The 13881-nt window shown below is 60.8% G+C and carries 12 protein-coding genes; 4 read left to right on the forward strand and 8 right to left on the reverse strand.

From position 1 onward, the window contains the following. The first annotated feature begins 40 nt into the window (after positions 1-40). Complete coding sequence (locus HF675_RS22555) at positions 41-604, forward strand: DcrB family lipoprotein (protein ID WP_187043816.1); 564 nt, start codon at positions 41-43, stop codon at positions 602-604. A gap of 41 nt (positions 605-645) precedes the next feature. On the opposite strand, the gene glpC is transcribed toward HF675_RS22555, so the two are convergent. Genes glpC through glpA form a run of 3 tightly spaced genes read right to left on the reverse strand, consistent with a single transcriptional unit; the run spans position 646 to position 4752 of the window. After that, entirely contained in the window at positions 646-1845 is a 1200-nt protein-coding gene (glpC, locus tag HF675_RS22560) for an anaerobic glycerol-3-phosphate dehydrogenase subunit GlpC (RefSeq protein WP_187043817.1), read from the reverse strand. Then, positions 1842-3113, reverse strand: coding sequence for a glycerol-3-phosphate dehydrogenase subunit GlpB (gene glpB, locus HF675_RS22565; protein ID WP_187044788.1), 1272 nt, complete (start codon positions 3111-3113; stop codon positions 1842-1844). The genes glpC and glpB overlap by 4 nt, the downstream gene beginning before the upstream one ends. After that, the gene (glpA, locus tag HF675_RS22570; RefSeq protein WP_105229360.1) at positions 3103-4752 is read right to left on the reverse strand and encodes an anaerobic glycerol-3-phosphate dehydrogenase subunit A; all 1650 of its coding nucleotides are present in this window, start codon (positions 4750-4752) and stop codon (positions 3103-3105) included. The genes glpB and glpA overlap by 11 nt, the downstream gene beginning before the upstream one ends. A 359-nt stretch (positions 4753-5111) precedes the next feature. Here glpA and glpT point away from each other — a divergent pair, with 359 nt between their 5' ends. Next, positions 5112-6464 (forward strand): glycerol-3-phosphate transporter, encoded by a 1353-nt coding sequence (glpT, locus tag HF675_RS22575; RefSeq protein WP_105229359.1) that lies wholly within the window; start codon positions 5112-5114, stop codon positions 6462-6464. A 235-nt stretch (positions 6465-6699) separates the two neighbouring features. Then, a complete protein-coding gene (gene glpQ / locus HF675_RS22580) occupies positions 6700-7779 on the forward strand; it encodes a glycerophosphodiester phosphodiesterase (RefSeq protein WP_105229358.1) in 1080 nt (359 codons plus the stop codon). Positions 7780-7846: 67 nt separating this feature from the next. On the opposite strand, the gene yigL is transcribed toward glpQ, so the two are convergent. The 5 genes from yigL to pldA all read right to left on the reverse strand — a co-directional run bounded on the left by yigL (position 7847) and on the right by pldA (position 13156). Next, positions 7847-8647, reverse strand: coding sequence for a sugar/pyridoxal phosphate phosphatase YigL (gene yigL / locus HF675_RS22585; RefSeq protein WP_105233179.1), 801 nt, complete (start codon positions 8645-8647; stop codon positions 7847-7849). An 8-nt stretch (positions 8648-8655) separates the two neighbouring features. Next, positions 8656-9696, reverse strand: coding sequence for a lysophospholipase L2 (gene pldB, locus HF675_RS22590; protein ID WP_105229357.1), 1041 nt, complete (start codon positions 9694-9696; stop codon positions 8656-8658). A 31-nt stretch (positions 9697-9727) separates the two neighbouring features. After that, positions 9728-10357: a threonine export protein RhtC gene (gene rhtC / locus HF675_RS22595; RefSeq protein ID WP_105229356.1), complete on the reverse strand. Its 630-nt coding sequence runs from the start codon at positions 10355-10357 to the stop codon at positions 9728-9730. Between the two features lie 2 nt (positions 10358-10359). After that, entirely contained in the window at positions 10360-12192 is a 1833-nt protein-coding gene (gene recQ, locus HF675_RS22600; RefSeq protein WP_111736218.1) for an ATP-dependent DNA helicase RecQ, read from the reverse strand. 85 nt (positions 12193-12277) lie between these two features. Continuing rightward, on the reverse strand, positions 12278-13156 hold the full coding sequence (pldA, locus tag HF675_RS22605) for a phospholipase A (protein ID WP_105229354.1): 879 nt from the start codon (positions 13154-13156) through the stop codon (positions 12278-12280). A 202-nt stretch (positions 13157-13358) separates the two neighbouring features. On the opposite strand from pldA, the gene HF675_RS22610 reads away from it, so the two are divergent. Continuing rightward, positions 13359-13829 carry a thioesterase family protein gene (locus HF675_RS22610; RefSeq protein ID WP_111736217.1) on the forward strand — a complete coding sequence of 157 codons (471 nt, stop codon included), beginning with the start codon at positions 13359-13361 and terminating at the stop codon, positions 13827-13829. The last annotated feature ends 52 nt before the right edge of the window (positions 13830-13881 follow it).

Below are 13881 nucleotides of genomic sequence, written 5' to 3' on the forward strand. Positions count from 1 at the left end.
GATTCAGGGTATAACCCGTGAAGAAAAGGAAGAAAGCCCAATGCGTAAAGTAGCAAAATTAATGGGTATCAGCCTGCTGGTACTTGGCCTGGCAGCCTGCGACGGCGACACCAAAGACGCGCAGGCGCCGGCCGGCGACGCCGCCAGCAGCAGTGCGGCCGCACAACAGGTGAATTTGCTGGACGGTAAACTGGCGTTTACCCTGCCGACCGGCATGTCCGACCAAAGCGGCAAGCTGGGCAATCAGGCCAACAATATGCACGTGTATGCCGACAGCACCGGCCAGCGCGCGGTGATCGTCATTCTGGGCGATAAGACCGCCGAGAGCCTGGAAACGCTGGCGCAGCGTCTGGAAACCACGCAGCGCGCACGCGACGCCAACCTGCAGGTAGTGACCAATAAGGCCATCGAGGTCGACGGCGTTCCGCTGCGCCAGCTGGACAGCATCCTCAGCAGCGGCGGCGAGAAAGCCTACTCATCTATCCTGATCGGCACGCTGGACAACCACCTGCTGACCATTCAGGTGACGCTGCCGGCGGATAATCAGCAGCAGGCGCAGACCGACGCCTCCGCGATTATCAACACGCTGAAGCTCAAGCAGTAATCCTCCGCGGGCCGGCGCAGCCGGCCCCGTTCTCCCCCGCGTTAGGCCAGCGCCTGCGCCAGCAGCGTGATCGGATGTTCGCAGCGCTTGCTGGTCGACATTTCAATCTGCCATTTGCAGGTTTCACAATCGGTAATCACCAAATCGACGCCGCTCCGCTCAATCTGCTGAAACAGCGATGCGCCGATACCCTGCGAGGTGGCGTAATTCTCCGATTTAAAACCGTACGTGCCGGCAATGCCGCAGCACTGCGAATCCAGCACCACCAGCTCCAGCCCGGGGATCTGCCGCAGCAGTTCCAGGGTGTAGGCCGTCCAGCCCATTTTCTCCATATGGCACGGCGTATGGTAGGCCACGCGCAGCGGCGTATGGCGCAGCGGCAGCGTCCGCCCTTCGCTCAGCAAACGATAGAGGTAACGCGTCGCCAGCTCCACGCGGTCACGCACCGCCGTGGTGTCCACGCCTAACAGGTGCGGATACTCATCGCGCAGGGTAAAGGTGCAGCTCGACGAGGTCGCCACCACCGGCATGCCCTGCTCCAGCACCGTCTGGCGCAGGGATTCGGCGTTCACCGTCGCCTGTTTTTTCGCCTGTTCGATAAAACCGTTGGCGATCAGCGGCACGCCGCAGCACTTTTCCCGCTGCAGCAGCTGAACGCCGATCCCCATGGCGTTAAACACGCGGATCAGATCCTTGCCCAGCTGCGGATGGTTGTAGTTAACAAAGCAGCCGTGGAAAAACGCCACCTGCTCGGCATAGCCCCGCTGCTGCTGCGCCTGCTGACGATACCAGCGGCGGAAGGTGCCGAACGAGTACTTCGGCAGCGTGCGGCGATGGTCAATTTTCAGCGCCTTATCCAGCAGTTTGCGCACCGGTTTCAGACCGGTGGCGGCATTGACGATCGGCGCGAACGGCGTCGACAGCGAACCCATGATGTCGGTATGGCTGAGGATGGCGTCGCGCAGGCTCGGTTTGCTCTGGCTCAGATCGGCACGCGCCCGCTGAATAATATCGCCGATTTTGACCTCCGACGGGCAGGCCACTTCGCAGCGTTTGCAGTTGGTGCAGTACTTCAGCGCTTCGTCATACAGCGCCGGATCCTTCAGCCGCAGACGCTCGCCGTCCGGTCCCGCCTGCTTCGGCCCCGGATAGAGCGGATTCACCTTGGCCACCGGGCAATAGGTGGTGCAGACGGTGCATTTGATGCAGCTTTCAAAGCTGTTATCGCTCGTCAGGCTCATGCGTCCCCTCCCTGTTCAACAATATGTCGGGCGACATGCAGCGCCCCCAACAGCGACACGCCGGCACCGCATCCCTGCTGCAGCGGATCGTAGCCGCCGGTCACCGCGCCGATGGCGTACAGGTTATCCAGCGCCTGCCCCTGCCTGACGGCTCGCAGTTGCGCGTCGGTGCGCACGCCGAACTGCAGATAGGGTTGCGGCGCGAACAGGTCGCGCTGACACCAGTCGGCGCGCTCGGCGCGGTCGTAAACATCCAGCCCGAAGACCGGCTCGCGGATGCCGTTGATATCCGAACTCAGGCCGTTACTGAAGAAACTGCCGCCGGCCAACACCAGCTGCGGCGCCCGCAGCGGAATATCGCCGTGGTTACGGGTATACAGCGCCGTCACCCGCCCGCCGTCAAACTCGGCGCGCAGCGCGCGATCGCCGGGCATCAGCACGCCGCCCAGCTGCACCAGACGCTGACGCAGCGCCTGGTGCAGGCGCATACCCAACACCGAAGGCGGCAGAGTCGGCAACAGCATTACCGGCTTGCCCAGCCGCTGTTGCAGCGCCTGCAGCGCACGGTCATCCTCCAGTCCCAGGCAGGCCGGCAGGAATACGGCCTCCGCCTCGTCCGCCAGCCGCCGGATTTCCTCCGCCAGCGCGGCATGTTGTTCCGGCATATCCAGCACCCGGGCGATATTGACCGCGCGGAATTCGCTGGGGTTATTGCGCAGACGGTCGAGCGCTGGCAGATGCAGATAGCCGACACGAACGTCAACGCCCTGCTGGCGCTGCAGCGAGCTGGCCGCCAACTGCGGCTGGAAATCCAGAAAGCCTTCGATGCCCAGCAGCGCGATGCTGCGCCACGGCAGCGGCGCGTCCAGCGGCGTGGTCGGCACCGCCTGCGGACTGAGCCAGGTCGCCCGCCGCGTGCCCAGCGGCGTAACGCGCAGATGGTTCATCCGGCTGTCGCCCTGCATCGCCAGGCCGCAGCGCTGCAGCAGCTGCTGCGCCTCGTTCGCCAGCGCGGCCACCTGCGACGCGCCTATCAGGCTGTAAGGGTGCTGCGGCGCCTGCTGCGCCAACGCAGGCAGCGCGTCGAGCGGCGCCGCCACCGGCGTGCCATCCGGCAACTGCGCCAGCAGATCCAGCGAACCGGAGGCAAAATAGAGCGCGCTCTGCCCGTTGCTCACCACCGCGCAGCGCCGGCCCTGCTCGCTCAGACGCAACGCGCAGCTCAAGCCCGCCAGTCCGCCGCCGATCACCACGACATCAAATTGCATCATCCGCCTCCTGTTTGCCGTCGCCGCACGCATCCAGCCCGCACAGTCCCTGATAGACCCAACTGGTGAACTCGCTTTCGCGCAGCGCATCGCCCCAGGCGATCGGCCGCACGCCTTTCCAACGTTCGTTCAGAAAATGGGAGAGCTGGGTGATGGACTGCTGCGGCGTGCTGACGTTAAAACGGGAAAGCAGGCCGGCGGCGCGACAGGCGCACAGCTCGCCCTGACAGGTGCCCATTCCCACGCGGGTGCGGCGGCGTAAATCCACCAGATTATTGACCGTCAGCGACTCTACCGCGTAGCGCACTTCGCCGGCGGTCACCGCTTCGCATTCGCACACCAGGCTGGTATCGAGGCGATTCTCGGCCGGCACCAATCCGGCGCGGTCGCCGTGGCGATACACCGCCGAACCGCGAATGCTGGCCGGCAGCGACACCACGCGGCGCACGGTTTCTTCCGCCGACTGACGCGAGCCGGGCAGCGCCTGTTCCGCGGTGGTGCAGCGGGCGTTGACGGCGAGTTTTTCGCACACCAGGTCGGTGGCCCACTCCGCCATCAGCCGGTAGGTCATCAGCTTGCCGCCGGTGATGGTGATAAAGCCTTCCAGGCCGTCGCGCTGCGCATGGTCGAGCAGCACAATGCCGCGGCTGACGTTACGCCCGGACGGATCGTCATCGCTGGCCACCAGCGGCCGCACGCCGGCATAGGCGCGCAGAATACGGGTCTGCGCCATCGCGGGCGCCAGCAGCGCCCCTTCACGCATCAGCGTATCCACTTCCTGCGGCGTCACCAGCATGTTGTCGATCTGATCGTAATCAATGTGCGTCGAGGTGGTGCCGATCAGCGAGATGGTGTCGCCCGGCACCAGAATGTCGGCGTCCGCCGGTTTACGGCAGCGGTTGATCACCATGTTGTTAATGCGATGGCCGAGGATCAGCAGCGCCCCCTTCGCCGGGAACATGCGCACGCGCAGATCGGCGTATTCGGCAATTTGCTGGCCCCAGATGCCGGCGGCGTTGACCACCACCTCGGCATGAATTTCATACTGACGCCGCTGCTGATGGTCGTAAACGCGCACGCCGCGCACGCGATCGCCCACGCGCAACAGCCCCACCACCTGATGGTAGGTCAGGATCTGCGCGCCCTGTTCGCGCGCGTCCAGCATATTGGCAGCGGTCAGCCGGAAAGGGTCGACCGTGCCGTCCGGCACCCGCACGGCGCCGATCAGCGCCGGGTTGGCCGCCGGCTCCAGGCGCAGCGCCTGCTGCGGATCAATCGCCTGTGCGTCAATGCCGGCCTGCTGACAGGCCTGGATAAACTGTTGCTGATACGCCAGCGAATCCTGCGGCAGCGTGATGAACAGGCCATCGGTGCGCTCGATGCAGTGATGCGCAATACGTTTCAGAATGCGGTTTTCTTCAATGCACTCGCGGGCGGATTCGCCGTCGGTCACCGCATAACGCGCGCCGCTGTGCAGCAGGCCGTGGTTGCGCCCGGTGGCGCCGGTGGCAATATCGTGACGCTCCAGCAGCAGGCAGCGTAAGCCGCGGCGCGCGCAGTCGCGGGCAATGCCGGCGCCGGTCGCGCCGCCGCCTATAATGATGACATCCGTTTCAGTTACCGGTGAAGCGTGGCTCATTTCCACCCCCAATGACGCTGATTATGGGGCTATTGATCCATAGTTAGTGTGGAATTTGTTTGATAAGGAACAATAACGAACATAAAACGAAAGAGAAATGTCTATAAAAATCCACTTATGTGATCGTCATCACGACTTTTTTGGCTTTGTCTATTTCATAACGTTAACGAATCGCTCAAAATTCGCCGTTGTTTTATAAAAGTGTAACAAATGCGCCATCCATCACAGAGCCAACCAGGGGTTTTGTCTAGCATGGCGCTCGTTATAGAACAAAAAGCAACACTCTAGATATCCGCTCAAACACGACTCAGAACGCCTGCTCTGAGCGTGTCATACTGATAAAGCCATCGGAGGCGCTCATGTTGAGTATTTTTAAGCCAGCCGCACACATTTCTCGTGTGCCGGTCGACAAGGTAGATCCGCTCTATCGCCGACTGCGCTGGCAAATTTTTATGGGAATTTTCTTCGGCTACGCCGCGTACTATCTGGTACGTAAAAACTTCACCCTGGCGATGCCTTATCTGATCGAAGAAGGCTTCAGCCGCGGCGATCTGGGCTTCGCCCTGTCAGGGATCTCCATCGCTTATGGTTTCTCCAAATTTATCATGGGCTCGGTGTCCGACCGCTCTAACCCGCGCGTCTTCCTGCCCGCCGGTCTGATTCTGGCCGCCTGCGTCATGCTGTTTATGGGCTTTGTTCCGTGGGCCACCTCCAGCATCGCCGTGATGTTCGTGCTGCTGTTCCTGTGCGGCTGGTTCCAGGGCATGGGCTGGCCGCCGTGCGGCCGCACCATGGTGCACTGGTGGTCGCAGAAAGAACGCGGCCAGATCGTCTCCATCTGGAACTGCGCGCATAACGTCGGCGGCGGCCTGCCGCCGCTGCTGTTCCTGCTCGGCATGGCCTGGTTCAACGACTGGCACGCCGCGCTGTACATGCCGGCCTTCGGCGCCATTCTGGTGGCTCTGATCGCCTTCGGCCTGATGCGCGATACGCCTCAGTCCTGCGGCCTGCCGCCGGTGGAAGAGTACAAAAACGACTACCCGGACGATTACAGCGAAAAAGCGGAAGAAGAACTGACCGCCAAGCAGATCTTCATGCAGTACATCCTGCCGAACAAGCTGCTGTGGTATATCGCGGTCGCCAACGTGTTCGTTTACCTGCTGCGCTACGGCATTCTGGACTGGTCGCCGACCTACCTGAAAGAAGTGAAGCACTTCGCGCTGGATAAGTCCTCCTGGGCCTACTTCCTGTACGAATATGCCGGTATCCCGGGCACCCTGCTGTGCGGCTGGATGTCGGATAAAGTGTTTAAAGGCAACCGCGGCGCCACCGGCGTCTTCTTTATGACGCTGGTCACCATCGCCACCATCGTCTTCTGGATGAACCCGGCGGGCAACCCGACGATCGATATGCTCTGTATGCTGGTCATCGGCTTCCTGATTTACGGCCCGGTGATGCTGATCGGCCTGCACGCGCTGGAACTGGCGCCGAAGAAAGCCGCAGGCACCGCCGCCGGCTTCACCGGTTTGTTCGGTTATCTGGGCGGCTCGGTCGCCGCCAGCGCCATCGTCGGCTACACCGTGGACTTCTTTGGCTGGGACGGCGGCTTTATGGTGATGATCGGCGGCAGCATCGCCGCAGTTATCCTGCTGCTGCTGACCATGCTGAACGAGAAGAAACATCACGCAGACATTGCGGCGAAACGCGGCTAATCGTCACGAAAACCACGCACTATACCCGAAATAACCCGGGTGACAGGAAGGCGGCAAGAGAAGGTATCCCGATGAGCTTACTCAGGTAAGCGATTCGGGTGACTGAGCGCCGCCAACACACCGGTCACTTGGCGTATGACGGGTATATGCCCAAAGGCCGCACCGCGGCCTTTTTATTCCCCACCCACTGGCAACGATGCCGCCTGCGGCTGCCCTGCCACTTAAGGAGAAGACTATGCGGACTCACGTTAAAGCCCTGCTGTCAGGGATTATTCTGGCGACGACCCTCAGCAGCGCCGCCTTCGCCGCCGACAAGGTGGTGATCGCCCACCGCGGTGCCAGCGGCTACCTGCCGGAACACACGCTGCCGGCCAAGGCCATGGCCTACGCGCAGGGCGCGGATTTCCTCGAGCAGGATCTGGTGATGACCAAGGACGACGAACTGGTGGTGCTGCACGATCACTACCTGGACCGCGTCACCGACGTCGCCAAACGCTTCCCGGATCGCGCACGCAAAGACGGCCGCTACTACGCCATCGACTTTACCCTGGCCGAGATCAAATCGCTGAAGTTCACCGAAGGCTTTGATATCAAAGACGGCAAGCAGGTGCAGAGCTACCCGGGCCGCTTCCCGATGGGTAAATCCGATTTCCGCGTCCACACCTTCCAGGAAGAGATTGAGTTCGTGCAGGGCCTGAACCACTCAACCGGCAAGAACATCGGCATCTATCCGGAAATCAAGGCGCCGTGGTTCCACCAGCAGGAAGGGAAAGACATTTCCAGCAAGGTGCTGGCGGTGCTGAAGCAGTACGGCTATACCGGTAAAAATGACAATGTGTACCTGCAGTGCTTCGACGCCAACGAGCTGAAACGCATCAAAACCCAGCTGGAGCCGAAGCTGGGCATGGACCTGAAGCTGGTGCAGCTGATCGCCTATAACGACTGGAATGAAACCTACGAGCAGAACGCCGACGGTAAGTGGGTTAATTACGACTACGACTGGATGTTCAAGCCGGGTGCGATGAAGCAGATCGCCCAGTATGCCGACGGCATCGGGCCTGATTACCATATGCTGGTGGCCGCCGAGAAGTCCAAACCAGGCCACATCGTACTGACCGATATGGTGAAAGAAGCGCACGCCAACAAGCTGGCGGTGCATCCGTTTACCATCCGCGCCGACGCGCTGCCGAAGTACGTCACCGACGTCAATCAGCTGTACGACGTGATTTATAACCAGGCCGGCGTTGACGGAGTATTCACCGACTTCCCGGACAAAGGCGTGCAGTTCCTGCAAAAACAGGGGCAGCACCGGTAATACACGCGGCTGGCCGGCAGGCCAGCGACGTTGTCAATGCGGGCGGGGACATCCCCGCCTGCATCACTCAGGAGAGGAACATCTCGCGCAGATAATGCGGCACCGCGTTATCCACGTTGGAGCCAATCACCTCCAGCTCCGGCAGTTTGTCCTTCAGGCGCTGATGCGCGTCACGCATAATGCAGCCTTTGCCCGCCATCGCCAGCATTTCCAGATCGTTCATGCCGTCGCCGAACGCGATGCACTCCTTCAGCGAATAGCCGATGATTTTCGCCACCTCTTCCAGCGCATGCCCCTTCGACACGCCGCCGGCCATCACTTCCAGACAGGTCGGGAACGAGAAGCTGACGTTCACCCGGTCGCCCCAGCGCGCGTTAATCGCCTCTTCCAACGGCAGCAGCTGTTCGTGGTCGTCGCAGGTGAAGTACACCTTACAGACGCCGTCGGTTTCCAGCAGACCCGGCTCAAACAGCTGATATTTAAACACCGACTCGCGGAAAAACTCCTTCTGCTCCGGGCTTTCGCGGTTGATAAACCAGTCATCGTCGCGGTAGACGTTGGTGGTGATATCCGGGCTGTTATGGACGATGCCGTACAGATCGCGGGCAATATCGCCGTCCAGGTTATGGCTGAAGATCAGTTCGCCGGCGGTGTTGTGCACCCGCGCGCCGTTGGAGGTGATCATAAACGCGCTGATGCCGAGATTATCGCGGATTTGCCCCACGTCGATATGGTGACGTCCGGTGGCAAACACAAAGTGCACGCCGCGCTGCGTCAGCAGCTTCAGCGTCTCCTTGGCATAAGGCGACAAAGTATGGTCAGGGGACAGCAGGGTGCCATCCAGGTCGGAAGCAACAACATGATACATAAATACGTTCAACCTCTAATGGAGTTGTCGGCGGCATCAGCGCCGCTGAAAGCGTGTTGGGCATAAAAACGCAGGATTGCGTTCAACGCTTCGGCGCGCATAGCGTCCCGCTCAAACAGGATCTCATGGCGCGCGCCCTGGATAACCCGCGGTTCGCCCCCTTCACAAGGGTGTCCCGCGTCTGACAGTGCCTGACAAAAAGCCTGGTGCGAACGGTTATCAACCACCCGTTCCTCACCGGCCTGCAATAACAAGATTGGCGTGGTGATGTCTTTCGCCTCGGCAATCGCCTGTTGCCCGGCCTGAATACTTTCCCGCACCCAGTGGTAGGTCGGCCCGCCCACCTGCAGCTCCGGGTAGTCGGCATAATAACGCACCGAGCGCCGGTAGCGTTCACGGCTGTGGGTCAGTACGTTGACCACATACGGCAACGGCCGCCATTGTCCGGTGCCCACCGCGTAGTAATCGCGCACATTCGGCCGCTTTTCCGCCCAGTTCAGGATACGGTGCGCCATCCAGTCAGGCATCGGTAAAAAGATGCCAAACATCGGCGCGCACAGCGCGGCGGCGGCAAACGCCTGCGGCTGCCGGGCGAGGAACTGCGCCAGAATCGCGCCGCCCATCGAGTGCGCCAGGGCAAAATGCTGGCGATATCCCAGCGGCAGCACCGCCTGCTGATAAAAACGCGTAAAGTCTTCGACGTAATCGGCAAAGTTCACCACGTGACCGCGATGACTGTCCGCCAGCAGGCGCCCGGATCGCCCCTGCCCGCGGTGGTCGATAATCATCACGTCGTAGCCGCGCTGAAACAGATCGTAGGCGACTTCCGGATATTTCACATAGCTTTCGATGCGGCCGGGGCTTATCACCACCACCCGCTGGTGCTGCGGCGCGCTAAAGCGCACGTAGCGGATCGGCACATCGTCAACGCCGCTGAACTCGCCTTCCTGACGCTGACGCCAGAAATCCAGCAGTGGCCCGGTGGCAAAGGCCGCAAACTGGGTTTCACGCGTGAGCCACTCATCGGGGCTGAGTATAAACGCCGTCATGACATGCTTTCCTTCCGCTGTCGCCGACCGCTTAGCGGGTAAAAATCAGGTGTAAACCGAAACCGGTGAACAGGACGCCCGCCAGGCCGTCGATCCATTTCGCCAGCCGCTGGTAGCCGCGGCGCATCGCCGGCAGGGCAAAAATCATCGCCACCAGGCTGAACCAGGCAAAAGTTTCCGCCACGATCAGCAGAAACAGCCCCCAGCGCGCGCCGGCGCCGACGCTGTCGCCGACAAACAGCGAAAACACGCTGCCGAAGTAGATCACCGCTTTCGGGTTGGACAGATTGGTGAGAAAACCGCGGATAAAGCTGCGGCCCGGCTTGGCCAGCGCCACCTGCGCCTCATCAGGCTGCGCCGCCGGCTGCCCGCGCCTGGCGCGCGCCGAACGCAGCAGTTGCCAGCCCATCCAGCACAGATAGATGCCGCCGCCGACCATAATGATCTGATGCAGCCAGGCCATCTTCGCCAGAATCAGGTGCAGCCCCATCAGCGCCACGCCGGCCCACACCACAATCCCCAGGGCGATGCCCAGCACGCCCATCATCGCCTCGCGGCGCGATCGGCTGGCGGCGGTCTGTGACACAAAGAAGAAATCAGGCCCCGGACTCATCAGGGCGATCAGGTGCACCAGCGCGACGGTCAGAAACAGCATCAGCATGATTAATCCTCATCGTTATCCATATGGTCGCGGATCATCGCCATAAACGGCGCGCCGAAACGTTCAAGTTTACGCTGGCCGACGCCGTTGACGCTCAGCAGTTCGCTGGCCCGGATCGGCATCTGTTCCGCCATTTCCAGCAGCGTCGAGTCGTTAAACACCACGTACGGCGGAATATTTTCTTCATCGGCGATCGATTTACGCAGCTTGCGCAGCTTGGCGAACAGTTTGCGGTCGTAGTTGCCGCCGTAGGATTTCTGCGCCGCGCCGCCGCGCGCCTTCAGGCTCTGAATACGCGGCACCGCCAGCTGCAGCTCCACTTCGCCGCGCAGTACCGGACGTGCGGCTTCGGTCAGCTGCAGCGCCGAGTGCATGGCGACGTTCTGGGTAATAAAACCCAGATGGATCAGCTGGCGCAGCACGCTGATCCAATGTTCGGTGGTGTGATCGCGACCGATGCCGTACACCGGCAGTTTGTCGTGGCCGAACTCGCGGATGCGCTGATTATTGGAGCCGCGCAGCACTTCCACCACGTAGCCGATGCCGAAACGCTGACCGACGCGGCCAATCGCCGACAGCGCCTTGCGCGCGTCCTCCAGCCCGTCATAGCGCTTCGGCGGGTCGAGGCAGATATCGCAGTTGCCGCAGGCCTCTTGTTTGCCTTCGCCAAAGTAGTTGAGCAGCACCAGACGCCGGCAGGTTTGCGCTTCGGCAAAGGCGCCCATGGCGTTGAGCTTATGACGCTCGATATCCAGCTGCTGCCCGGCGGGTTTCTCCTCCAGACAGCGGCGCAGCCAGGCCATATCGGCCGGGTCATACAGCAAAATCGCCTCCGCCGGCAGGCCGTCACGGCCGGCGCGGCCGGTTTCCTGATAGTAGGACTCAATGTTGCGCGGAATATCGAAGTGCACCACGAAACGCACGTTGGGCTTGTTGATCCCCATGCCGAACGCCACCGTGGCCACCACCACCTGCAGATCGTCGCGCTGGAAGGCTTCCTGCACCTGCGCACGCCGCGCGTTGTCGAGGCCGGCGTGGTATGCCCCCACGCTCAGGCCGCGGCTCTGCAGACGGGCGGCGGTGTCTTCCACCTTGGCGCGGCTGTTGCAGTAGATAATGCCGCTTTTACCGCGCTGGTCCTGCACAAAGCGCCACAGCTGATCGAGCGGTTTAAACTTCTCCACCAGCGTATAACGGATGTTCGGCCGGTCGAAGCTGCTGACCTGAATCAGCGGATCCTGCAGCGCCAGCAGGCGCGAAATGTCATTGCGCGTAGTCTCGTCAGCGGTCGCCGTCAGTGCGACCACCGGCATCGCCGGGAAGCGCTGCTTCAGCTGGCCAAGCGCGCGGTACTCCGGCCGGAAATCGTGGCCCCACTGGGAAATACAGTGCGCCTCATCCACCGCCAGCATCGCCGGCGGGCAGCTGTCGAGCAGCGACAGGAAGCTGTCCATCATCAGGCGTTCAGGGGCGATATACAGCATTTTAATCGCGCCGCTGCGGCAACCGGCCATCACTTCCAACTGCTGTTCGCGCGTTTGCGTCGAGTTATAGCAGGCCGCCGCCACGCCGTTGGCCAGCAGTTGATCCACCTGATCCTTCATCAGGGAGATCAGCGGGGAGACCACCAGGGTCAGGCCCTCCAGCATCAGCGCCGGGATTTGATAGCACAACGATTTGCCGCCGCCGGTCGGCATCACCACCAGGCAGTCTTGGCCGCGGGTCGCCGCGTCGATAATCGTTTGTTGTCCCGGACGGAATTGTTGATAGCCAAAGGTGTCGCGTAACACCTGCTCTGCCAGCAATTCGCTGTTTATCACTGCTGCGGTAGACACACACTTCCCCATGTTAAATTCTGAGTACCCCGATAAATGAAGCCGCCGCCAGATTTGCGGCGGCCTCAGGGACGTGGGGATATGATTACATAATATCGTTCAGCATGACACCAACGCCGACGCGTGTCTGCCGGAAGTTGTAATCAATCATCGATTCACCGTAGCCGCTGAATACCTGGGTATAGAAGCGGACATGCTTGGTGATCGGATAGCTCCAGCCCAGTTCCGCTCCGCCGAAGCCGGTATTCCAGTTGTAGTGGCCGTCCACGCTGAAGACGCTCTCGCCCCAGGTATAACCGACTTTCAGGCGGTAGTAGCCCATATATTTGGTGATATCCGGGTTGTCGTCGCTGCTGGCACTTTCAGAGAAACGCAGCCAGGGTTTGACATCGACCTGCCAGTTGCCGTTCTGCGCCATCAGGCGCGCGTAGGCGCGGTTCCAGCTGCGCGAGGTCGGCTCCGAACGGCCGTTCGACTGGTGGTTAAGCCCCACCTCGATGTCGCGCAATGTCCAGCCGGCAAAGGTGTAATCCGTTGCCCAACCGAGGAAAATCTGCGGCTCATAGTTGGTTTCACGGAACGGCGAGGACTGACCGCTGTTGGAGAGCTGCCACCAGGAACGCTGAGTATAGGACGCGCCGAGCACCGAGTTTTCACCAACAATGCCGCGCCACAGCGGAAACGCCAGGCTGAGCTGGAATTTCACTTCGTCTTTGCGCGCATGGTTCGCCCAGCTGTAGCTGTCGATCGCCTCTTTATTGAGATCGCTGGTGTAGCTATACAGTATGTAGTTAGGTTCGTACGGGTAGAGCGTAAACGGGTTATCGTGGGACTGCAGCATATTGGCGATAATGCTGCCGTTAACCGCCGGTTTATCATGTATTTCTTGTTGTTTCGCTTCTTCGGCCTGAACCAGCGCCGGGGCCAGCAGCGTTGCCATTACGGCCCCTGACAGAATACGCATAATTCTCATCACTCCAGCAAATAAAAACACACCCTGAAATAAAAACAGGCCATTTTACACACAAAGCAGCGTTTACAGCAGTCCGGGGCGCTTTTATTGGAATAGTCTGGAAAGCAACAAAGGTTAAGCATAAAATCAACAAGTCATTAACCTGGACTGACCAGTATCCTAAACCCATCTATCAATAAGAAGAATCACCATTATGTCGACCATGCCTCTTACAACGGAAGCCGCTCGCCAGAAAATTGGCGAAATCTTTGTTTATCACATGCCGTTTAACCGCGAGCTGGGATTGGAGCTGCGCCATTTTGACGACGACGGCGTCGAACTGACCTTTACCAATCAGCACAAACTGGTAGGCAACGCCGCGCAGAAGATCCTGCACGGCGGCGTGATCGCCTCGGTGCTGGACGTCGCCGCCGGGTTGGCATGCGTCGGCAGCGTGCTGATGCGTCAGGAATCGCTGATTGAAGAGGAGCTGGCGGCGCGCCTGTCGCGCATGGGCACCATCGACCTGCGCGTCGACTATCTGCGCCCCGGCCGCGGCGAACATTTCATCGCCTCCGCCTCGGTGCTGCGCAGCGGCAACAAGGTGGCCGTCGCCCGCGTCGAGCTGCATAACAACGACGGCCTGCATATCGCCAGCGCCACCGCCACCTATCTGGTTGGCTGATTGTGCCCGGTGAGCGTCTTCAGTACACTCACCGTATCCGAACCCTTACCTC

It is taken from the genome of Serratia sp. JUb9, from assembly GCF_014298095.1.
Classification (GTDB): Bacteria; Pseudomonadota; Gammaproteobacteria; order Enterobacterales; family Enterobacteriaceae; genus Serratia_B; species Serratia_B rhizosphaerae.

Bases quoted from the DNA above. Each gene is read 5' to 3' on its own strand.
- HF675_RS22555 (WP_187043816.1), top strand. From the start codon at position 41: ATGCGTAAAGTAGCAAAATTAATGGGTATCAGCCTGCTGGTACTTGGC.
- glpC (WP_187043817.1), bottom strand. From the start codon at position 1,845: ATGAGCCTGACGAGCGATAACAGCTTTGAAAGCTGCATCAAATGCACC.
- glpB (WP_187044788.1), bottom strand. From the start codon at position 3,113: ATGCAATTTGATGTCGTGGTGATCGGCGGCGGACTGGCGGGCTTGAGC.
- glpA (WP_105229360.1), bottom strand. From the start codon at position 4,752: ATGAGCCACGCTTCACCGGTAACTGAAACGGATGTCATCATTATAGGC.
- glpT (WP_105229359.1), top strand. From the start codon at position 5,112: ATGTTGAGTATTTTTAAGCCAGCCGCACACATTTCTCGTGTGCCGGTC.
- glpQ (WP_105229358.1), top strand. From the start codon at position 6,700: ATGCGGACTCACGTTAAAGCCCTGCTGTCAGGGATTATTCTGGCGACG.
- yigL (WP_105233179.1), bottom strand. From the start codon at position 8,647: ATGTATCATGTTGTTGCTTCCGACCTGGATGGCACCCTGCTGTCCCCT.
- pldB (WP_105229357.1), bottom strand. From the start codon at position 9,696: ATGACGGCGTTTATACTCAGCCCCGATGAGTGGCTCACGCGTGAAACC.
- rhtC (WP_105229356.1), bottom strand. From the start codon at position 10,357: ATGCTGATGCTGTTTCTGACCGTCGCGCTGGTGCACCTGATCGCCCTG.
- pldA (WP_105229354.1), bottom strand. From the start codon at position 13,156: ATGCGTATTCTGTCAGGGGCCGTAATGGCAACGCTGCTGGCCCCGGCG.
- HF675_RS22610 (WP_111736217.1), top strand. From the start codon at position 13,359: ATGTCGACCATGCCTCTTACAACGGAAGCCGCTCGCCAGAAAATTGGC.